We start from the raw sequence: 20,568 nt of genomic DNA on the forward strand, positions 1-20,568 counted from the left end.
ATGGGTGAAATGAAGGCTGGTTCAAGATTTTTGAACGCAGTATCGGCGGTTGCGCTGTCTGCAAGTGTTGTGGCTTCGGGCGCAGGTGTCATTACAATCGTCTCTGCGAGTGCGGCTGAAGCCGCAGTCATTCAGCGTATCGATGTACGCGGGGCAAGCCGCGTCGGTGCGGAGGCTGTGCGTTCCAACCTCACCATTCAGCCGGGCAAGAGCTTCTCCAACACCGATATCGATGACTCGGTGAAGCAGCTCTACGGCACCGGTTACTTCTCCGATGTGAAGATCTCCGTCTCCGGCGGTACGCTCGTCGTGCAGGTCCAGGAAGCGCAGCTGGTCAACCAGGTCGTCTTCAACGGCAACCGCAAGGTCAAGGACGACAAGCTGGCGTCCGTCGTTGGTACGCACGCCTCTGGCCCGTACAACGATGCGCAGATCCAGGCCGACATCGCCGCCATCAAGGAAGCCTACGCCGCCACCGGCCGTAGCGAAGTCAATGTCACGACGCAGGTCGTTCCGCTCGGCGAAGGCCGCGTGAACCTTGCCTTCGTGATCGACGAAGGCGATCGCACCAAGATTGCCGCCATCAATTTCGTAGGCAACAATGCCTACAGCGCCGGCCGCCTCGCTGCCGTCATTCAGACGAAGCGCTCGAACTTCCTGTCGTTCCTGACGCGCAAGGACGTTTACAACGAAGACAAGCTGCGCGCCGACGAAGAAGCGCTGCGCCAGTTCTACTTCAACCGCGGCTATGCCGACTTCAAGATCGTCTCGTCCGACGCCCAGTTCGACGAAACCACGAACAAGTACACGCTGACCTTCAATATCGAAGAAGGCCCGCGCTACAACTTCGGAGCGGTCACCGTTCAGTCGACCGTCGATGGTGTCAGCGGCGAGCAGCTGCAGGGCCTCGTCAAGACGCATGAAGGTGAAGTCTACAGCGCCAAGAGCGTTCAGCAGTCGATGGAAGCGATCTCCGATCAGGTTGCTTCGGCAGGCTATCCGTTCGCCCGTGTCACGCCGCGCGGCAACCGCGACCTCGGCAACAACACGATCGGTGTCGAATATCTCGTCGACCAGGGCGAGCGCGCTTACATCGAGCGCATCGAAATTCGTGGCAACAGCCGCACCCGCGACTACGTCATCCGCCGCGAATTCGACGTCTCCGAAGGCGACGCATTCAATCAGCAGATGATCACCAAGGCGAAGCGCCGCCTCGAAGCTCTCGGCTTCTTCTCGTCGGTCAACATCAGCACGCAGCCGGGCAGCGCTCCGGATCGCGTCGTCGTTGTCGTCGACGTCCAGGATCAGTCGACCGGTTCGTTCGGTATCGGCGCCGGCTACGCTGCTGGTGGCGACGGCCTCATCCTCGAAGCCTCGATCGAAGAAAAGAACTTCCTCGGCCGCGGCCAGTACATCAAAGTTTCGGCCGGTGGTGGTCTCGAAGGTTCGCAGAGCTACGGCCTGAGCTTTACCGAGCCCTACTTCCTCGGCTATCGCCTGGCGACCGGTTTCGACCTGAACCACAGCGAAACCTCGAGCAACGACAACTACGACTACACGGAAGACAGCCTGGTTCTGCGCGCAACGGCGCCGATCACCGAAGATCTGGCTTCGACCTTCCGTTATAACTTCAAGCGTATGGACTATGACTCCAGCGGTAGTGATCTGAGCGATCTGTCGACGCCGTATCAGGATCTCGTCAACAACGGTCCGTGGATCAAGTCGTCTGTCTCGCAGACCTTCACCTACAACACGCTCGACGACATGACGTTGCCGCGTGAAGGTATCTACGCCACCCTGACCAACGAAATCGCAGGCCTCGGCGGCGACTCGCAGTTCTACAAGGTCTTCGGTAAGGCCCGCTACTATCACCTGCTCGCTGACGACGCCGACATCATCGGCTCGCTCTCTGCCGGTGCTGGTTATGTCGTCGGCCTCGGCAAGGACCTGAACATCTTCGACCAGTTCACGCTGGGCAACAGCGATATCCGTGGCTTCGAAAACAAGGGTATCGGCCCGCGCGTCGGCAATGGTCCGGATGATCCGCTCGGTGGCACGACCTACTTCACGGTTTCGGCTGAAGCATCCTTCCCGATGCCTGGCTTCCCGCGTGACTTCGGTCTGCGTGGTGCCGTCTTCGCCGATGCAGGCACGCTGTTCGGCAACGACGTGAAGGTCACCAGCCCTGAAACGGTCAATGGTGAAGATGCTGCGCTCCGTGCGTCGGTCGGTCTTGGCTTGATCTGGCAGTCTCCGTTCGGCGCTCTCCGTGTCGACTACGCGATGCCGGTACTCAAGAAGGACTACGACAAGACGCAGTACTTCAAGTTTGGCATCAACAACCAATTCTGATATCGGCAGTCCGGAACCATACTGGAATTCCGTTCTGGAGCATTGCCGATGGAGCAAAATTCGTTCTTCAAGCCTCGGGATGGGGTGACGCTCTCTGAGCTCGCCCAATATCTCGGGGCAGAACTTCCCGATGCATCAAAGGCAGATGTGATCATTCGCTCTGTGGCTCCGGTTAACCGGGCACAGGCGGGTGACCTTTGCTATGTGATCTCGCGGAAGAGCAAAGCTGAGCTTGAGACCTGCGAGGCATCCGCCGTGCTGTGCGATCCCGCGCTGCTGTCGGCGATCCCGCCGCATATCCCGGCTCTCGTATCGAAAAACCCCCATGCGGCTTTTGCCATGGCGGGTGGCTATCTTCACCCGTCGGCCCTGCAGCCGCTTCCGGCCATGTCGGACGATGCGATGGTCGGCACCGGCGCCGTCATCGATCCGACTGCCAAGCTGGAAGCCGGCGTCGTCGTTGAGCCTCTCGCGATCATTGGTGCCAATGTCGAGATCGGCGCTGGCACGCGCATCGGCGCAGGCGCGATCATCGGGCAGGGCGTCAAGATCGGCCGGAACTGCTCGATTGCGAGCGGCGCCAGCGTTCTCTGTGCCTTCCTCGGCAATCACGTGATCATCCATAATGGTGCCCGTATCGGCCAGGATGGCTTCGGCTATGCGCCGGGACCGCGCGGCATGATCAAGATCGTTCAGATCGGCCGCGTCATCATCCAGGACAATGTCGAGATCGGCGCCAACGCGACGATCGATCGCGGCACCATGGACGATACGGTGATCGGCGAAGGCACCAAGATCGATAACCAGGTGCAGATCGGCCATAACGTCAAGATCGGCCGCCATTGCGCCATCGTCTCGCAGGTCGGCATTGCAGGCAGTACCGTGATCGGGGACGGCGTGCAGATCGGTGGTCAGGCGGGCCTCAACGGCCATATTACCATTGGCAGCGGCGTGCAGATCGCCGCCAAGAGTGGCGTCGTGCAGAGCATCCCTGCAGGCGAGCGCTATGGCGGGATCCCGGCGCGTCCGATCAAGGATTTCCTGCGCGAGTCCGCGGAAATAATGATACGCTCCGGTGCGCGGGCGAGTAAAACGGGAGACAAGGAATGACTGAAGAAGCAAAGGCTTCTCTTTCGTCGGCTGACATCATCGAGATCATGAAGCTCCTGCCGCATCGCTATCCATTCCTGATGGTCGACAAGATCATCGAGATCGACGGCGACGATTCTGCGATCGGTATCAAGAACGTCACCGCCAACGAGCCGCAGTTCACCGGCCATTTCCCGGAATCGCCGATCATGCCTGGCGTGCTCCTGATCGAGGGCATGGCGCAGACGGCTGGTGCGATCTGCGCCCGCAAGGACGGCTCGAACGGCAACCTCGTCTACTTCATGACGATCGACAATGCCCGTTTCCGCAAGCCGGTTATCCCGGGCGACCGCGTTGAATTCCACGTCAAGAAGCTGAAGCAGCGCGGCAATATCTGGAAGTTCCATTGCGACGCCAAGGTTGATGGCAACCTTGCGGCGGAAGCCGATATCGGCGCGATGATCCTGCGTAAGGACCAGGCATGAGCACGGTTGCTGCCAGCGCACGTATTCACCCGATGGCCGTCGTCGAAGACGGCGCCGTCATCGGCGAGAACGTGACGATCGGCCCCTTCGCCTATGTCGGGCCGAAGGTGACGCTTCATGATGACGTGCATCTGCATCCGCATTCGATCGTGACGGGCCGCACCGAGCTCGGCAAGGGTTCGAAGGTCTTCCCGATGGCCGTGATCGGCGGCGATCCGCAGAGCATCCATCACGCCGGCGAGGAGACGACCTTGACCATCGGCGAAAACTGCACGATGCGCGAAGGAGTGACGATCAACACCGGCACGTCGGATTTCGGCGGCAAGACGATCGTCGGCAACAACAATCTCTTCCTCGCCAATTCGCATGTGGCGCATGATTGCCGCGTCGGCAACAACGTCATCATGTCGAACAATGTCATGCTCGCCGGCCACGTCACGATCGAGGATCGCGTCATTCTCGGCGGCGGCTGTGCCGTCCATCAGTTCACCCGCGTCGGCCGACAGGCTTTCGTCGGTGGTCTCTCCGCAGTGAGCTACGATGTGATTCCCTACGGCATGCTGAACGGCAATCCGGGCCTTCTCGGCGGCCTCAACGTTGTCGGCATGACCCGTGCAGGCATCGACCGCGCCGTCATCCACATCGTTCGCCGTGCCTACAAGGCGATCTTTGAAGGCGCTAATTCGGTGCGCGACAATGCTGCTGCAATCCGCGCCGAATATGCCGATTGCCCGCAGGTGGTCGAGATCCTCGATTTCATCGCGGCTGAAAGCGACCGGGCGCTGTCTTCGCCGACGCGGGGACAGAAAGGCTGAGCGTGCCTCTGGCTGGTGACACTGCAAAGGGCCGTCTGGCGATCATCGCCGGCAACGGCCTTTTGCCGGCTTATGTCGCCGAGGCCGCCCGCGCCGCCGGCGATGAACCTTTCATCATTTCCCTAAAGGGCGAGCTCGACCGCTCCTGGCAGGACTACGACCACGCCGTCATCGGCGTCGCCGATTTCGCAGCGTTGGAGAGTATCTTCAGTAGACACGACATTCGCCGCGTCGTCATGTCCGGTGGCGTTCGCCGCCGCCCGGAATGGCGTGAGATACGACCCAGCTGGAAGACGATCGGCAAGGTACCCTCGGTCATACGGACGCTGCTCTCTGGCGGCGATGATACGGTGCTGCAAATGGTCATCAAGCTTATCGAAACTGATGGCCGCCGCGTCATCGGCGCCCAGGAGATCGCACCTGATCTGCTGGCTTCGGTGGGGCCGGTCGGTGTGGTCGCACCAGGCAAGGACGATATCGCCGATATCCTGAAGGCGGCCGAGGCAGCAAATGCATTGGGGCTACTCGATGTCGGACAGGGCGCCGTTTCCGTCGGCGGCCGCGTTGTTGCGCTGGAAGGCCCTGAGGGTACCGACGGCATGCTGGAGCGTGTTGCTTCCTTGCGCACAGCCGGGCGCATTTCAGCCCGCCGCAAGGGCGTCCTCGTCAAGCTCTGCAAGCCGCAGCAGGATCTGCGCGCCGATCTGCCCTCGATCGGGCCGTCAACTGTCGAAAATGCCAGGAAGGCCGGTTTGGCGGGGATAGCCGTCGAGGCGGGCAGGGCACTGGTGCTGGAACGCGAAGCGCTGATCGCTGCTGCCAATGCCTCCGGCCTCTTTGTCACTGGACTGGATCGCGGCCTGCCGTCCTGGGGGCTCGCATGAGCCGCCATTTGAAGATCGGCATCATCGCCGGCGAAGTATCCGGCGATCTGCTGGGCGGCGATCTGATCGCTGCCCTGAAGCGCATCCATGACGGCCCCGTCGAGCTCGTCGGCGTTGGCGGCGAGGCGCTCGAAGCGCAGGGACTCAAATCGCTGTTCGACTATTCCGAACTGTCGATCATGGGCATCAGTCAGGTGCTCGCCAAGCTTCCAACGCTCTACAGGCTGATCCGCCAGACGACGGCGGCGCTGATTGCCGCCAAGCCCGACATCGTGATCATCATAGACAGCCCCGATTTCACTCATCGCGTTGCCAAGCGCGTGCGCACGGCGCTGCCTGACCTGCCGGTCGTCAATTACGTCTGTCCGAGCGTCTGGGCCTGGAAGGAATACCGTGCTCAGCGCATGCTCGGCTACGTCGATCATGTGCTCGCCGTTCTGCCCTTCGAGCCTGAAGTCATGCAGCGCCTTGGCGGCCCGGCGACCACCTATGTCGGACACAGGCTGACTGCGGACGCAAATCTGCTGGCTGCGCGAAGCAGCCGCGCTGCCCGAGCCATCTCGCCGGAGCGAGGCAAGACGATCATGCTGCTGCCGGGCTCGCGCTCGACCGAGATATCGAAGCTGATGCCCTTTTTCGAGGACGCGGCAAATGATCTCCTGACGCGCAATGGCGACATCCGCTTCGTCATGCCCACGGTGAGCCGCCGCGAGGCGCTGGTGCGCGAGTTGGTATCGCAGTGGAAAGTGCAGCCCGAAATCCTGATCGGCAGCGATGCCAAGTGGCGGGCCTTCGGCGAGGCCGATGCGGCGCTTGCTGCCTCCGGAACGGTGATCCTCGAGCTGGCGCTCGCCGGCGTGCCGACGGTCTCGACCTACAAGACCGACTGGATCATCTCGCTGATGACCTCGCGCATCAAGACCTGGACGGCGGCGATCCCGAACCTGATTGCCGATTACGCCGTGGTGCCCGAATATTTCAACGACAGCGTCCGTGGCGGAGCGCTTGCCCGCTGGATGGAGCGGCTGTCCGGCGACACCGCGCAGCGGCGCACCATGTTGGAAGGCTACGATCTCGTCTGGCAGCGAATGCAGACGGAAAAGCCGCCCGGAGAGAAGGCGGCGGAAATCGTTCTCGACATTCTGGACAAGAAAAAACCCGGTCATCGCTGACCGGGTTTTTTGTTTTCGGATTGTCCGGGCGCTTAGCGCTTGGAAACCGGAACGTAATCGCGCTGTGCTTCACCGATATAGAGCTGGCGCGGGCGGCCGATGCGCTGCTGCGGATCCTCGATCATTTCGTTCCACTGAGCGATCCAGCCGACGGTGCGGGCGAGAGCGAAGAGAACGGTGAACATGGTCGTGGGGAAGCCGAGAGCCTTCAGCGTGATACCCGAGTAGAAGTCGATGTTCGGGTAGAGCTTCTTCTCGATGAAATACTCGTCGGTGAGCGCGATGCGCTCAAGTTCCATCGCCACTTCGAGAAGCGGATCGTCCTTGATGCCGAGTTCGCCGAGAACTTCATGCGTCGTCTTCTGCATGATCTTGGCGCGCGGATCGTAGTTCTTGTAGACGCGGTGGCCAAAGCCCATCAGGCGGAACGGATCGTTCTTGTCCTTGGCGCGTGCGACATATTCGGGGATACGATCGACGGAGCCGATCTCCGACAGCATGTTGAGCGCTGCTTCGTTGGCGCCGCCGTGAGCAGGGCCCCAGAGGCAGGCAATGCCGGCCGCGATGCAGGCGAACGGGTTTGCACCCGAAGAGCCGGCGAGACGAACGGTCGAGGTCGAAGCGTTCTGCTCGTGGTCCGCATGCAGGATGAAGATACGGTCCATGGCGCGGGAGAGAACCGGGTTGACCGTGTACTCTTCGCAGGGAACGGCAAAGCACATGCGCAGGAAGTTCGACGCGTAATCGAGGTCGTTCTTCGGGTAAACGAAGGGCTGGCCGATGTGATACTTGTAGGCCATCGCAGCGAGCGTCGGCATCTTGGCGATCATGCGCAGCGAAGCGACCATGCGCTGGTGCGGATCGGTGATGTCGGTCGAGTCGTGGTAGAAGGCCGACAGGGCGCCGACACAGCCGCACATGACGGCCATCGGATGCGCATCACGGCGGAAGCCGGTGAAGAAGCGGCTCATCTGTTCGTGCACCATCGTGTGATGCGTCACGCGGTGGTCGAAGTCCTTCTTCTGAGCTGCCGTCGGCAGTTCGCCGTAAAGCAGGAGATAGCAGACTTCCAGGAAGTCGCCGTGCTCGGCCAACTGCTCGATCGGATAGCCGCGGTGCAAGAGAACGCCCTCATCGCCATCGATGTAGGTGATCTTCGATTCACAGGATGCGGTCGAGGTGAAACCAGGATCGTACGTGAAGGAGCCGGTGTTTTTGTAGAGTGCGCCGATATCGATGACATCTGGCCCGATCGTTCCGCTCTTTACGGAAAGATTGGCGGACTTGTCGCCGATTTTGATTGTTGCGCTTTGATCCGTCATTCTGATCCTCCAAATTGGCGGCGGCGCCATAAAAGCGCCATAGGGTTAAGCGTCCGCTCAGATTGCTATATGATAGCGCGCCTAATGCCAAGTTACCGTGACGCCATTTTGTGCATCGCAGTATCAACTTTTAGGCACTCCTGCGATGCTGTAAACGCATAGCGGAAGCCGATGATTTATTTAGGCTTTTTGCACTCACGATTTTTTGCGTTTTTTCAATCGATTATTGTTGCTGAAACGCGCGCAGGGTTGCATCTTGGTTGTATTTTAATGGGTCGCAAGGCTCTTTACATGCCGGGGTTGAAAAGCAGCGAGATCAGCCTGGAACTTTCGGGGGATGCGGCCAAATTGCCGCATCTTGAGCCAGCGCGCGCCTATTCTGGCCTCTCGCCCGTGCCGATGCGGCACTCACCGGCCACGCTCAGCGCTTATCGACTCCGATCATCCATCAGGCGCGCGATAGGCGCCATCCCGAAATGCGCCGACGAAGAGCTCGCCTACGGTGCGCGCATGCTCTTCGCGCCAGTTGCGCTCGGCTTTGGTGCCGTGGCGTGGTTTGCGGCCGGCAATGGCGTTTCGCCAATTATACCGCTCTTCTTCATCGCGGTGCTGTTCACTCTCATGATCGTGACCGATCGGGCGCGGGAGGGGATGCGCGTCGTGATCGCCGCATTGACGTTGGTCGCGGCAGGCGTCGCGACTGCGCAATTCGAAACGTGGAGAGCCGAGACCATCCTCCTTGATTCCGCCGTGACGACGACGCTCACTGGGCGGGTCGAGCGCCGGGAAAGCGACGGCCGCGGCGGCTGGCGCTATCTGCTGTCATTGCGCGCAACCGAAAACCCAGTGGTGAAACGCCCGCCCGCCCGGGTGACTGTCATCGCCCGCGGCGCCAAGTCCGAGTTCGAGACGGGAACCTGGGTGAAGGGCAGGGCGCGGCTGACGCCACCCTCCGGTCCGGCACTCCCCGGTCTCAACGACTTCTCGTTCTCATCCTATTTCGATCGCGTTGGCGCCAATGGGTTTTTCTATGGGGCGCCAACGACGGTGACGCCGGGAGCCGCAGACGAGCATCCGCTGACCGACAGCGCCTTCGAGTGGCTCTACCGGCTGAGAAGCGGCATCGGTGATCGCATCAGGGGCATTTTGCCCGGCGATACCGGCGCTTTCGCCGCCGCGCTCGTCACCGACGAGCGGCGGGCGATTTCGGCAGAAACTACGGAGGCACTCCGGCAATCAGGCCTCGCGCATATCATCGCCATATCGGGCCTCAACATGGCGCTGTCTGCCGGCATCTTCTTCGTTGGGTTCCGCACGCTGCTCAGCCTGTTTCCGTCTGTCGCCCAGGCCTATCCGGTCAAGAAGATCGCGGCCGCCGGAGCGCTCGCGGCCGTCACCGCTTATTTCCTGATTTCCGGCTTCGCAGTTTCCGCCGAACGGGCCTTCATCATGATGGCGATCATGCTGACGGCGGTGTTCTTCGACCGGCCGTCGATCAGTTTGCGCAATGTGGCGCTTTCGGCACTGATCATCATCGCCATCTCGCCCTCGGAAATCATGGGGCCGAGCTTTCAGATGTCCTTTGCCGCGACGCTGGCGCTGGTCGCCGGCTATGCGCTCTGGAAGGAGCGGCCGGCGCGCGACAAGCCATTTGCGAAATTGCGGGCGGTCAGGCTCATGTCATCGGCGGCCGGCTTCTTCGGCGGCATCCTGCTCACCTCCGTCATCGGCGGTTTCTCGACGGCGCTGTTTTCGATCGAGCATTTTCACCGGCTGACGGCCTATGGCTTGCCTGCCAATCTCGCAGCCATGCCCGTCATCTCCTTCGTCATCATGCCGGCGGGGCTGCTTGCAATGCTGTTGATGCCGTTTGGGCTGGATGCCTGGGCCTGGCAGGTGGTTGGCTTCGGTCTCGATCTGGTGATCGCGATCGCCAAGACCGTCTCGTCCTGGGGAGGTGATATCGGCGTCGGCCGATTGCCTGCCTGGTATTTCCCGGCCGCGGTCGCGGGCTTCCTGCTATTGACCCTGCTGCGCACGCGGCTGAGGCATATCGGCACGGCAATCATGGCCCTGTCGACGCTCACTGTCGTCATGCTTCCCGAGAAGCCGCCGCCGAAGATCGTCATTGCTGAGGACGGCAGCATGGCGGGGATCGTCGGTTCCAACGCAATCGCTACCAATCGCGAGCGCCCGCCGGGTTTCATCTTCGATCAGTGGAAACGGGCACTGGTGCTGGACAGCCATCGTGAGCCGATCTTCATCACATCGGCATCGGTCCCGACCGCGCCGCCGGGCGAAAGATTAAGGCTGACACCAGCGCAACAGCAGGAAGCGCAGAGCGCCATTGCGGCCAATGCCAGGGAAGAGCGGTTTTCCTGCGTAAAGAAAGCCTGGTGCACGGCAAAGCTTGGAAACGGCTCGGTGCTGACGGTCATCGACAATGCCGCTTACCTCGGCCCCGCCTGCGATGCATCCGATATCGTCGTTACGCCGGTGCGCCTGAGGCTCGAAAGCTGCCGCTCTGGCACGCTGCTCTTCACCGGCGTTTCCTTAAGAAAGACAGGCTCTGTCGAACTGCGCTTCGATGGAGGTGCTGCAGCGGTCACCGCATCCTTCGAGGATCTCGACCGCCCCTGGACCCGCCACCGCGCCTATGATTGGCGCAGCGGCACTTTTGACGGTGATGAAATCACTGTTAGTGATAGCGGCGGATAAGACCGACAAGCTTGCCCTGAACCTTGACGCGGTCAGGCCCGAAGATACGGGTCTCGTAGGCCGGATTGGCAGCTTCGAGCGCGATCGATGCGCCCTTGCGGCGGAAGCGCTTCAGCGTTGCTTCTTCATCGTCGACGAGGGCGACGACGATATCACCGGCATTGGCGGTATTGGTGTTGCGGATGATGACGGTGTCGCCGTCGAAGATGCCGGCCTCGATCATCGAGTCGCCCTTGACCTCAAGCGCATAGTGCTCACCGTTTCCGAGCATATCGGCGGGAACGGTGATGTCGTGGGTGTTCTGCTGGATCGCAGAAATCGGCACACCGGCGGCGATGCGGCCCATGACCGGAACCGAGATCGAGCTGCTATTGTCTTCGTTCGCCGGCTTCGGCGGCGCGACGGGCTGCGGCTTGCCGAGGCTGCCTTCGATGACGCTTGGCGAGAAGCCGCGGCGCGGCTGGATGCTGGGGCTGTAGGCCTCGGGCAGCTTGATGACTTCCAGTGCGCGGGCGCGGTTCGGTAGGCGGCGAATGAAGCCGCGCTCTTCGAGCGCCGTGATCAGGCGGTGAATGCCCGATTTGGAGGCGAGGTCGAGCGCATCCTTCATTTCGTCGAAGGACGGCGGTACGCCGGACTCCTTCATCCGCTCGTGAATGAAGAGGAGAAGCTCCTGTTGTTTGCGCGTCAGCATCGAAGTCTTTCCCCAGATTCGTGAAACAAAGCCAGAACGGACACTATATGTTCCATATGTGTTCCGCAAGTGCCTAAATATTGGTAAAACTTCCCATCATTTTTCGTCATTTTTGAAAGTTTCTTTGCGGGATTGGTTATCCGCGCTTGCGCTTTGCCCGGCGCGGCGTGCAAATCTCTGCCGGCTTCACCGGAGGGAACCGCCATGACGCATCCGCTCGATCATCTGGTACTGCCCGTTACCCATATCGATGTCGCCCGCGAGCGACTCGGCCGTCTCGGTTTCACCGTCGCCGCCAATGGCCGTCATCCGTTCGGAACGGAGAATGCCTGCGTCTTCCTCGCCGACAAGACCTATCTGGAGCCGCTCGGCATCGCGAGCCAGGCGGAGTGCGATGCGGCCGCCGCCAAGGGCAACAGCTTTGTCGCCCGCGACCAGGCCTTCCGCTTCCGCTGCGGCGATGATGGCTTCTCGGCAGTCGTCTTCGGCACTGACGATGCCGATGCGGACAAGGCCGCCTATGATGGCGCGCAGCTGAGCGGCGGTGACATGGTGGAGTTCTCGCGCCCTATCGTCATGCCCGATGGAACGCAGGCGACCGGCGCCTTCAAGCTCGCCTTTGCCGCCGATCTGAGGGCGCCCGATGTCTTCTTCTTCGCCTGCCAGCGGATCAACGCCTTTCCGGCCGATCGCAAGGCGCTGGAGACTCATGCCAACGGCGTTCTCGGCATCGTCGAGATTGCAATGAGCGCAGACGAACCCGATGCCTTCGCGTCGCTGTTGCAGACGGCAAGCGGCGGTGTGGCGCCCAGTGAGGCCGCCTTCGGCCTTTCCTTCGCCCTCAGTAATGTCCGGATCGCCATCTATTCCGAAGAAGGGATGGAGGCCTATTTCGATGTCGAGCCGCTCGGCACCGATAACGGCCTGCGGGCGCGGGCAATCGTCTTTGCGGTCGCTGATCTGGCCGTGACAGCGGCGCATTTGGCTGCTAACGGGATCACCTACGTGAATATGAACAATCGTCTATTGGTGAAGCCGGCGCCGGGACAAGGCGCGATCTTCGCCTTCGAGGAGACCCAATGAGCAACACCAATGCAGAAGTCGCCGTCGGCGAAGGCGCTGGCCGCGTTACCTTTTCCAATGCCGGCAAGCTGTCGATCATCGCTGGCCCCTGTCAGATGGAAAGCCGCGAACATGCCTTCATGATCGCCGGTGTTCTGAGCGAACTCTGCAAGAAGCTCGGCATCGGCCTCGTCTACAAGTCTTCCTTCGACAAGGCCAACCGCACTTCGCTTTCGGCGCAGCGCGGCATCGGCCTCGACAAGTCGCTCGAAGTCTTCTCTGATCTGAAGAAGGAATTTGGCTTCCCGGTTCTGACCGATATCCATACCGAGGAGCAGTGTGCAGAGGTCGCAACCGTCGTCGACATCCTGCAGATCCCGGCTTTCCTCTCGCGCCAGACCGACCTTCTCGTTGCTGCGGCCAAGACCGGCCGCGCCGTCAACGTCAAGAAGGGCCAGTTCTTGGCTCCGTGGGATATGAAGAACGTTCTTGCCAAGCTGAATGAGACGGGCAACCCGAACATCCTGCTCTGCGAGCGCGGTGCTTCCTTTGGTTACAACACGCTGGTCTCCGACATGCGCTCGCTGCCGATCATGGCGGCCATGGGCGCGCCTGTGATCTTCGACGCCACGCATTCGGTGCAGCAGCCGGGCGGGCAGGGCGGATCGAGCGGCGGTCAGCGCGAATTCGTCGAGACGCTGGCGCGTGCGGCCGTCGCCGTCGGCGTCGCCGGCGTCTTCGTCGAGACGCATGAAGATCCTGACAATGCGCCGTCGGATGGCCCGAACATGGTCTATCTGAAGGATATGCCGCGGCTGCTCGAAAAGCTTCTGGCGTTCGATGCGATCGCAAAGTCGGCCTGACGTTCAAAAGGCTGACATGATCTTGTAATAGGCCACGCAGGTGGCCTGAAATGAAGGCATGTTAGGCGGCTCAAAAACGGCTGTGAAAACGCCATTGCAATCTGCGTGCCTTCGATTAAGACGATTTCAAACGATTTATCCACCCACCGAGCAGGAAGAAACCCATGACTGCAATTACCGATATCATCGCCCGCGAGATCCTCGATAGCCGTGGCAACCCCACCGTCGAAGTCGACGTCTATCTCGAAGATGGCAGCATGGGCCGTGCGGCTGTTCCGTCGGGCGCTTCGACCGGCGCGCATGAAGCCGTTGAAGTTCGCGATGGCGGCAAGCGCTATCTCGGCAAGGGTGTCGAAAAGGCTGTCGAAGCCGCCAACACCGAGATCTTCGATGCCATCGGCGGCATCGATGCCGAAAACCAGATCCAGATCGACAACATCATGATCGAGCTGGATGGCACGCCGAACAAGTCGCGTCTCGGCGCCAACGCCATCCTCGGCGTTTCGCTCGCTGTCGCCAAGGCTGCCGCTCAGGCTGCCGGCCTGCCGCTTTACCGCTACGTCGGTGGCGCTTCCGCTCACCTGCTGCCGGTTCCGATGATGAACATCATCAACGGTGGCGCACATGCAGACAACCCGATCGACTTCCAGGAATTCATGATCCTGCCGGTTGGCGCCGACTCGATCCGCGAAGCCGTCCGCATGGGCTCGGAAGTCTTCCACGTCCTCAAGAAGGAACTGTCGGCTCAGGGCCACAACACCAACGTCGGTGACGAAGGCGGTTTCGCACCGGGCCTGAAGAGCGCCCCTGAGGCCCTCGACTTCATCATGAAGTCGATCGAAAAGGCTGGCTACAAGCCGGGCGAAGACATCTATCTCGGCCTCGACTGCGCAGCGACCGAATTCTTCAAGGACGGCAAGTACGTTCTCGAAGGCGAGGGACGCACGCTGGAATCGGGCGCCATGGCCGAATACCTCGCACAGCTCGCCGCCCAGTACCCGATCATCTCGATCGAAGACGGCATGGCTGAAGACGATTGGGACGGCTGGAAGGCCCTGACCGATCTGGCCGGCAAGAAGGTTCAGCTGGTCGGCGACGATCTGTTCGTCACCAACTCGGCCCGCCTGCGCGACGGCATCAAGATGGGCGTTGCAAACTCGATCCTCGTCAAGGTCAACCAGATCGGCTCGCTGACCGAGACGCTCGACGCCGTCAACACCGCGCACAAGGCAGCCTATACCGCCGTCATGTCGCACCGTTCGGGCGAAACCGAAGACTCCACGATCGCCGATCTCGCAGTTGCCACCAACTGCGGTCAGATCAAGACCGGCTCGCTGTCGCGCTCGGATCGTCTGGCAAAATACAACCAGCTGATCCGCATCGAAGAGGGCCTCGGCCCGCAGGCCCGCTATGCCGGCCGTTCGATCATCCGCGGCTGATAGCCCTTAAAGCTCAATGCCTTGAAACCCGCGCTTCACCGGCGCGGGTTTTTTCTTGCCCGCAAGAATTCATAGTCAACGGACGGTTAATCTCTGAGCGCTACTGTCTTCGCATAGGTAATGCGTTTTAGAGCATGTGTGCGTATGTGGACAAAGCATCATAAGAAAAAGAAGATCGGCCGGTTCGTGGTTCCGGCCATGACGGTCGCCTTTCTCTCCTATTTCGGCTATCATTGCATCCATGGCGATTACGGCCTGCGTGCCACCGAAGTCTTCGAGCAGCGGCGCATTGCCCGCGAGAAGGAATTGGCGACGCTGAAGGCCAAGCGCGAGCATATCGAGCAGCAGGTCGCGCTGCTGAGTGATGGCTCTCTCGATAAGGATATGCTGGACGAAAAAGCCCGTTACCAGCTGAATATGTCTCGCGCCGACGAGGTCGTCATATTCAATTCATATTCCAATTAACCGAATACTGGTTAATCGATAATTCGATAGAATTATCAGTGGCTTAATCCTGAATACGTGCCATGCATTTATGGCATTGCTGTGGCCATCTTTCTTCCCTATGGTACGCGCCACTCGAAGAACGACAAACCCATAGGGAGGGTTGTATGGCGCCTCGCAAGAACGCGACCGTTTCCAGCCGCAAAACCAGCACGAAATCCGCAGCCAAGGCCTCCAATGGTGGTCCGGTTGCCGATTTTACGCGCGATGAGGAGCTTAAGGCCTATCGCGAGATGCTTCTGATCCGCCGCTTCGAAGAGAAGGCCGGTCAGCTTTACGGCATGGGCTTCATCGGTGGTTTCTGTCACCTTTATATCGGCCAGGAAGCTGTCGTTGTCGGCATGCAGATGGCGCAGAAGGAAGGCGATCAGGTCATCACGGCTTACCGTGACCACGGGCACATGCTGGCAACCGGCATGAGCGCCCGCGGCGTCATGGCTGAGCTCACCGGACGCAAGGGCGGCTATTCCCACGGGAAGGGCGGCTCCATGCACATGTTCTCCAAGGAAAAGCACTTCTACGGCGGCCACGGCATCGTCGGTGCTCAGGTGTCGCTCGGCACCGGCCTCGCTTTCGCCAACCGCTACCGCGGCAACGACTCGGTCAGCGTCGCCTATTTCGGTGACGGCGCTGCCAACCAGGGCCAGGTCTACGAAAGCTTCAACATGGCGGCGCTCTGGAAGCTGCCGATCATCTACATCGTCGAAAACAACCGCTACGCCATGGGCACCTCGACCGCCCGTGCAACGGCGCAGTCGAACTACTCGCTGCGCGGTTCGGGCTTCGGTATTCCGGGCGTCCAGGTGGACGGCATGGATGTGCGCGCCGTGAAGGCTGCCGCCGACGAAGCGCTCGAGCACTGCCGCTCCGGCAAGGGCCCGATCATCCTGGAAATGCTGACCTATCGCTATCGCGGCCACTCGATGTCCGACCCGGCGAAGTATCGCACCAAGGAAGAAGTGCAGAAGATGCGCTCCGAGCAGGATCCGATCGAGCAGGTTAAGGCTCGCCTCGTCGAAAAGGGCTGGGCTTCCGAAGACGATCTGAAGACGATCGACAAGGATGTCCGCGACATCGTCGCCGATAGCGCCGATTTCGCCCAGAACGATCCGGAGCCGGATGCATCCGAGCTCTACACCGACATTCTGCTCTAATCGGGGAGGGAACCAATGCCTATCGATATCCTCATGCCCGCCCTCTCTCCGACGATGGAAGAAGGCACGCTGTCCAAGTGGCTCAAGAATGAAGGCGACAAGGTCACCTCGGGTGACGTGATTGCCGAAATCGAAACCGACAAGGCGACGATGGAAGTCGAAGCCGTCGATGAAGGCGTGATCGGCAAGCTGCTGGTCCCGGCCGGCACCGAAAACGTTAAGGTCAACGCCAAGATCGCGATCCTGCTGCAGGACGGCGAATCGGCTGCCGATATTTCGTCGGCTGCCCCTGCTGCTGAGCCGGCTCCGGCCGCTGCTGCTCCGGCGCCTGCCGCAACCGAACAGAAGTCGGCTGCCGCTCCGGTCCCGGCCGAGCCCAAGGCATCCGTGCCGAACGATCCGGAAATCCCGGCCGGCACCGAAATGGTCTCCATGACCGTTCGCGAAGCCCTGCGTGACGCGATGGCCGAAGAAATGCGCGCTGACGACAGCGTCTTCGTCATGGGCGAAGAAGTTGCCGAATATCAGGGCGCCTACAAGGTCACCCAGGGTCTCCTGCAGGAGTTCGGCGCACGCCGCGTCATCGACACCCCGATCACCGAACACGGCTTTGCCGGCGTCGGCGTCGGCGCTGCCATGGCCGGCCTGAAGCCGATCGTCGAGTTCATGACCTTCAACTTCGCCATGCAGGCGATCGACCAGATCATTAACTCCGCTGCCAAGACGCTTTACATGTCGGGCGGCCAGATGGGCGCTCCGATCGTCTTCCGCGGCCCGAACGGCGCTGCAGCCCGCGTCGGCGCGCAGCACAGCCAAGATTATGCTTCCTGGTACAGCCAGATCCCCGGCCTCAAGGTCGTCATGCCCTACACGGCAGCTGACGCCAAGGGCCTGCTCAAGGCTGCGATCCGTGATCCGAACCCGGTCGTCTTCCTCGAAAACGAAATTCTCTACGGTCAGCACTTCGACGTGCCGAAGCTCGACAATTTCGTTCTGCCGATCGGCAAGGCGCGCATCCACCGCCAGGGCAAGGACGTCACCATCGTATCCTTCGGCATCGGCATGACCTATGCGGTCAAGGCTGTGGCCGAGCTCGAGAAGATCGGCATCGACGCCGAACTGATCGACCTGCGTACGCTGCGTCCAATGGACCTCCCGACGGTCATCGAATCCGTCAAGAAGACCGGCCGCCTCGTTACCGTCGAGGAAGGCTACCCGCAGAACTCGGTCGGCACCGAAATCGCCACCCGCGTCATGCAGCAGGCCTTCGATTATCTCGATGCACCGGTTCTGACGATCGCCGGCAAGGACGTTCCGATGCCCTACGCCGCAAACCTCGAGAAGCTGGCGCTGCCGAATGTCGACGAAGTCGTCCAGGCAGTGAAAACCGTCTGCTACAAGTAAGGGGAGGCTGTTCCGATGCCTATCAACATCACGATGCCTGCCCTGTCTCCGACCATGGAAGAGGGCAACCTGGCCAAGTGGCTCGTCAAGGAAGGCGACACGGTCAAGTCGGGTGACGTCATCGCCGAGATCGAGACCGACAAGGCGACGATGGAAGTCGAAGCCGTCGACGAAGGCACTGTTGCCAAGATCGTCGTTCCCGCCGGTACCGAAGGCGTCAAGGTCAACGCGCTGATCGCGGTGCTGGCTGCCGAAGGCGAAGACGTGAAGGCTGCCGCAAGCGGTGCAGGCTCTGCACCGAAGGCCGAAGCCGCACCGGCGCCGAAGGCGGAAGCCGCACCTGCTGCCGCTCAGCCGGCGCCGGCCGCTGCTGCTCCGGCTCCGGCCGCAGCGCCCGCTGCCGCAGCCTCGTCCGGCAACCGCACCTTCTCGTCGCCGCTCGCCCGCCGCCTTGCCAAGGAAGCCGGTATCGACCTTTCTGCCGTTTCCGGTTCCGGTCCGCATGGCCGCGTCGTCAAGAGCGACATCGAAGCTGCCGTCGCTGGCGGTGGTGCCAAGGCTCCGGCCGCTGCCGCGCCGCAGGCCGCCGCACCGGCACCTGCCGCAGCCCCGAAGGGCGCTTCCGACGAAGCCGTCCTCAAGCTGTTCGAAGCCGGTTCCTACGAACTCGTGCCGCATGACGGCATGCGCAAAGTCATTGCCAAGCGTCTGGTCGAATCCAAGCAGACCGTTCCGCACTTCTACGTCACAGTCGATTGCGAGCTCGATGCGCTTCTGGCGCTCCGTGCCCAGCTCAACGATGCCGCACCGAAGTCCAAGGACGGCGTTCCCGCCTACAAGCTGTCGGTCAACGACATGGTCATCAAGGCGATGGCGCTTGCTCTCCGCGACGTTCCGGATGCAAACGTCTCCTGGACCGAGAATGCGATGGTCAAGCACAAGAACGCCGATGTCGGCGTTGCTGTCTCCATCCCGGGCGGCCTGATCACCCCGATCGTCCGCAAGGCGGAGCTGAAGACGCTTTCGGCCATCTCCAACGAGATGAAGGACCTTGGCAAGCGCGCCAAGGACCGCAAGCTGAAACCCGAGGAATACCAGGGCGGTACCACGTCGGTGTCGAACATGGGCATGATGGGCGTCAAGCAGTTTGCCGCCGTCATCAACCCGCCGCATGCAACGATCCTCGCGGTCGGCGCAGGCGAGCAGCGCGTCATCGTCAAGAAGGGCGAAATGGCGATCGCTACCGTGATGAGCGTCACGCTCTCGACCGACCACCGTTGCGTAGACGGCGCGCTCGGAGCCGAGGTGCTGCAGGCGTTCAAGGGCTACATCGAAAACCCGATGGGCATGCTGGTCTGATCAAAGGGCGGAGGCGGAAATGACGAAGACCGTTCTTTGCTATGGCGACTCGCTGACCTGGGGCTACAGCGCCGAGACGATCGGCCGCCACGCCTATGAAGATCGCTGGCCGAGCGCCCTGCAAGCCGCTCTCGGCAGCGATGTCCGCGTCATCGCCGAAGGTCTGAACGGCCGGACCACCGCCTTCGACGACCATCTTGCCGATTGCGACCGCAACGGCGCACGCATTCTGCCGACCATTTTGCAGACGCATGCGCCGCTCGATCTCATCATCATCCTGCTCGGCACCAACGACATGAAGCCTGTCGTGGCGGGTTCGGCTTTTGCCGCCTGCCAGGGCATTGCCCGGCTGGTGCGGCTGATCCGCAATCACGCCTGGCCCTTCGAGTTCGACGGTCCGGATATCCTGATCGTGGCTCCCCCGGCGATCTGCGCGACGGGCAACGTGCCCTTCGCCGCATCGTTCCCCGGCGGTATCGAAGAGTCCGCGAAGCTCGCAACGCTCTACCGCGATCTCGCCGACGAACTCGGCTGCGGCTTCTTCGACGGCAATTCCGTCGCCAAGACGACGCCGCTCGATGGCATCCATCTCGATGCCGAAAATACCCGTGCTCTCGGGCGCGGCATGGAATCGATCGTCCGGATGATGCTGGGGCTGTGACCATGGGCGGCGCTTTCGCAGCGCTTAGAGCGGCGGAACGGAAGGATGCGGCCGAGCTCGCGATCCTTGTCGATATCGGCTCGCATGGCTTTGCCTCCTGGCTGTGGTTTTCGGAAGTTGCCAACGGCAAGACCGATACGCCCCTCGAGCAGGGCCGGCTGAAGATGAGCCGGGACGGCGAATGGGGCAGCTGGCAGAATGCGGTGGTTGCGGAAGCCTATGGCGAGATCGCCGGTGCTGCTGTCGGCTACGAGCTGGGCGAGGGGATCCACGCCCTCAAGACGGACCGTCCGGCGCTGGCGCCCGTCATCGCCATGCAGAAGACGGTCGCTGGTGGCTGGTTCATCGGCACGCTGGCAGTCTACCGCCATCTGCGCGGTATCGGCATTGGAATGAAGCTGCTCGGTGACCAGATCGACAGGGCAAACGGATTGCCGGTCAGCCTGATCACTGCAAGCGACAATGACGCAGCGCTCGCGCTGTACAAGAAGAATGGATTTTCGGAAGCGGCGCGCGCTGACGCCGTACCGCTTTTCGAAAGCAGCAAGAAACACGAGTGGGTGCTTTTGACCCGCCTCGCCGGATAAAAAG

The 20,568-nt window shown here is 61.3% G+C and carries 18 protein-coding genes; 16 read left to right on the forward strand and 2 right to left on the reverse strand.

The window, feature by feature from the left end; genetic code table 11:
- Window positions 1-9: 9 nt before the first annotated feature.
- The 6 genes from bamA to lpxB are packed head-to-tail and all read left to right on the forward strand — an operon-like array spanning window position 10 to window position 6,797.
- A complete protein-coding gene (gene bamA, locus ACEN84_RS18090) occupies window positions 10-2,352 on the forward strand; it encodes an outer membrane protein assembly factor BamA (RefSeq protein WP_413711324.1) in 2,343 nt (780 codons plus the stop codon).
- A gap of 48 nt (window positions 2,353-2,400) precedes the next feature.
- A complete protein-coding gene (lpxD, locus tag ACEN84_RS18095; RefSeq protein ID WP_413709444.1) occupies window positions 2,401-3,462 on the forward strand; it encodes a UDP-3-O-(3-hydroxymyristoyl)glucosamine N-acyltransferase in 1,062 nt (353 codons plus the stop codon).
- Entirely contained in the window at window positions 3,459-3,926 is a 468-nt protein-coding gene (gene fabZ, locus ACEN84_RS18100; protein WP_112711739.1) for a 3-hydroxyacyl-ACP dehydratase FabZ, read from the forward strand. The genes lpxD and fabZ overlap by 4 nt, the downstream gene beginning before the upstream one ends.
- Window positions 3,923-4,741 carry an acyl-ACP--UDP-N-acetylglucosamine O-acyltransferase gene (gene lpxA / locus ACEN84_RS18105; RefSeq protein ID WP_413709445.1) on the forward strand — a complete coding sequence of 273 codons (819 nt, stop codon included), beginning with the start codon at window positions 3,923-3,925 and terminating at the stop codon, window positions 4,739-4,741. The genes fabZ and lpxA overlap by 4 nt, the downstream gene beginning before the upstream one ends.
- Window positions 4,742-4,743: 2 nt before the next feature.
- Window positions 4,744-5,625, forward strand: coding sequence for an LpxI family protein (locus ACEN84_RS18110; RefSeq protein WP_413709446.1), 882 nt, complete (start codon window positions 4,744-4,746; stop codon window positions 5,623-5,625).
- Window positions 5,622-6,797 carry a lipid-A-disaccharide synthase gene (gene lpxB, locus ACEN84_RS18115; protein ID WP_413709447.1) on the forward strand — a complete coding sequence of 392 codons (1,176 nt, stop codon included), beginning with the start codon at window positions 5,622-5,624 and terminating at the stop codon, window positions 6,795-6,797. The genes ACEN84_RS18110 and lpxB overlap by 4 nt, the downstream gene beginning before the upstream one ends.
- Window positions 6,798-6,829: 32 nt before the next feature.
- Here the strand turns inward: lpxB and gltA are convergent, their stop codons facing one another.
- Window positions 6,830-8,119 (reverse strand): citrate synthase, encoded by a 1,290-nt coding sequence (gltA, locus tag ACEN84_RS18120; protein WP_112711747.1) that lies wholly within the window; start codon window positions 8,117-8,119, stop codon window positions 6,830-6,832.
- 399 nt (window positions 8,120-8,518) lie between these two features.
- Between gltA and ACEN84_RS18125 the strand changes: the two genes are divergently transcribed.
- Window positions 8,519-10,837, forward strand: coding sequence for a ComEC/Rec2 family competence protein (locus tag ACEN84_RS18125; RefSeq protein ID WP_413711325.1), 2,319 nt, complete (start codon window positions 8,519-8,521; stop codon window positions 10,835-10,837).
- On the opposite strand, the gene lexA is transcribed toward ACEN84_RS18125, so the two are convergent.
- Window positions 10,818-11,531 (reverse strand): transcriptional repressor LexA, encoded by a 714-nt coding sequence (gene lexA, locus ACEN84_RS18130; RefSeq protein WP_112711751.1) that lies wholly within the window; start codon window positions 11,529-11,531, stop codon window positions 10,818-10,820. The two genes, ACEN84_RS18125 and lexA, sit on opposite strands and share 20 nt — an antisense overlap.
- Window positions 11,532-11,735: 204 nt before the next feature.
- Here lexA and ACEN84_RS18135 point away from each other — a divergent pair, with 204 nt between their 5' ends.
- The 9 genes from ACEN84_RS18135 (at window position 11,736) to ACEN84_RS18175 (ending at window position 20,564) form a co-directional block, all read left to right on the forward strand.
- A complete protein-coding gene (locus ACEN84_RS18135) occupies window positions 11,736-12,614 on the forward strand; it encodes a VOC family protein (protein ID WP_413709448.1) in 879 nt (292 codons plus the stop codon).
- On the forward strand, window positions 12,611-13,456 hold the full coding sequence (gene kdsA, locus ACEN84_RS18140; protein WP_112711755.1) for a 3-deoxy-8-phosphooctulonate synthase: 846 nt from the start codon (window positions 12,611-12,613) through the stop codon (window positions 13,454-13,456). Before ACEN84_RS18135 ends, kdsA begins: the two co-directional genes overlap by 4 nt.
- Before the next feature lie 164 nt (window positions 13,457-13,620).
- A complete protein-coding gene (eno, locus tag ACEN84_RS18145) occupies window positions 13,621-14,895 on the forward strand; it encodes a phosphopyruvate hydratase (protein ID WP_112711757.1) in 1,275 nt (424 codons plus the stop codon).
- 144 nt (window positions 14,896-15,039) lie between these two features.
- Window positions 15,040-15,360, forward strand: coding sequence for an FtsB family cell division protein (locus tag ACEN84_RS18150; RefSeq protein ID WP_112518610.1), 321 nt, complete (start codon window positions 15,040-15,042; stop codon window positions 15,358-15,360).
- 146 nt (window positions 15,361-15,506) lie between these two features.
- The gene (gene pdhA, locus ACEN84_RS18155; protein ID WP_112711759.1) at window positions 15,507-16,553 is read left to right on the forward strand and encodes a pyruvate dehydrogenase (acetyl-transferring) E1 component subunit alpha; all 1,047 of its coding nucleotides are present in this window, start codon (window positions 15,507-15,509) and stop codon (window positions 16,551-16,553) included.
- A gap of 15 nt (window positions 16,554-16,568) precedes the next feature.
- Window positions 16,569-17,957, forward strand: coding sequence for a pyruvate dehydrogenase complex E1 component subunit beta (locus tag ACEN84_RS18160; RefSeq protein WP_199629327.1), 1,389 nt, complete (start codon window positions 16,569-16,571; stop codon window positions 17,955-17,957).
- 15 nt (window positions 17,958-17,972) lie between these two features.
- Complete coding sequence (locus ACEN84_RS18165) at window positions 17,973-19,316, forward strand: pyruvate dehydrogenase complex dihydrolipoamide acetyltransferase (protein ID WP_130278382.1); 1,344 nt, start codon at window positions 17,973-17,975, stop codon at window positions 19,314-19,316.
- 19 nt (window positions 19,317-19,335) lie between these two features.
- Window positions 19,336-19,977: an SGNH/GDSL hydrolase family protein gene (locus ACEN84_RS18170; protein WP_112711765.1), complete on the forward strand. Its 642-nt coding sequence runs from the start codon at window positions 19,336-19,338 to the stop codon at window positions 19,975-19,977.
- 2 nt (window positions 19,978-19,979) lie between these two features.
- Window positions 19,980-20,564 carry a GNAT family N-acetyltransferase gene (locus ACEN84_RS18175; RefSeq protein ID WP_413709449.1) on the forward strand — a complete coding sequence of 195 codons (585 nt, stop codon included), beginning with the start codon at window positions 19,980-19,982 and terminating at the stop codon, window positions 20,562-20,564.
- Window positions 20,565-20,568 lie beyond the last annotated feature (4 nt).

Source organism: Rhizobium sp. Rhizsp82 (assembly GCF_047325115.1).
Taxonomy (GTDB): Bacteria; Pseudomonadota; Alphaproteobacteria; order Rhizobiales; family Rhizobiaceae; genus Rhizobium.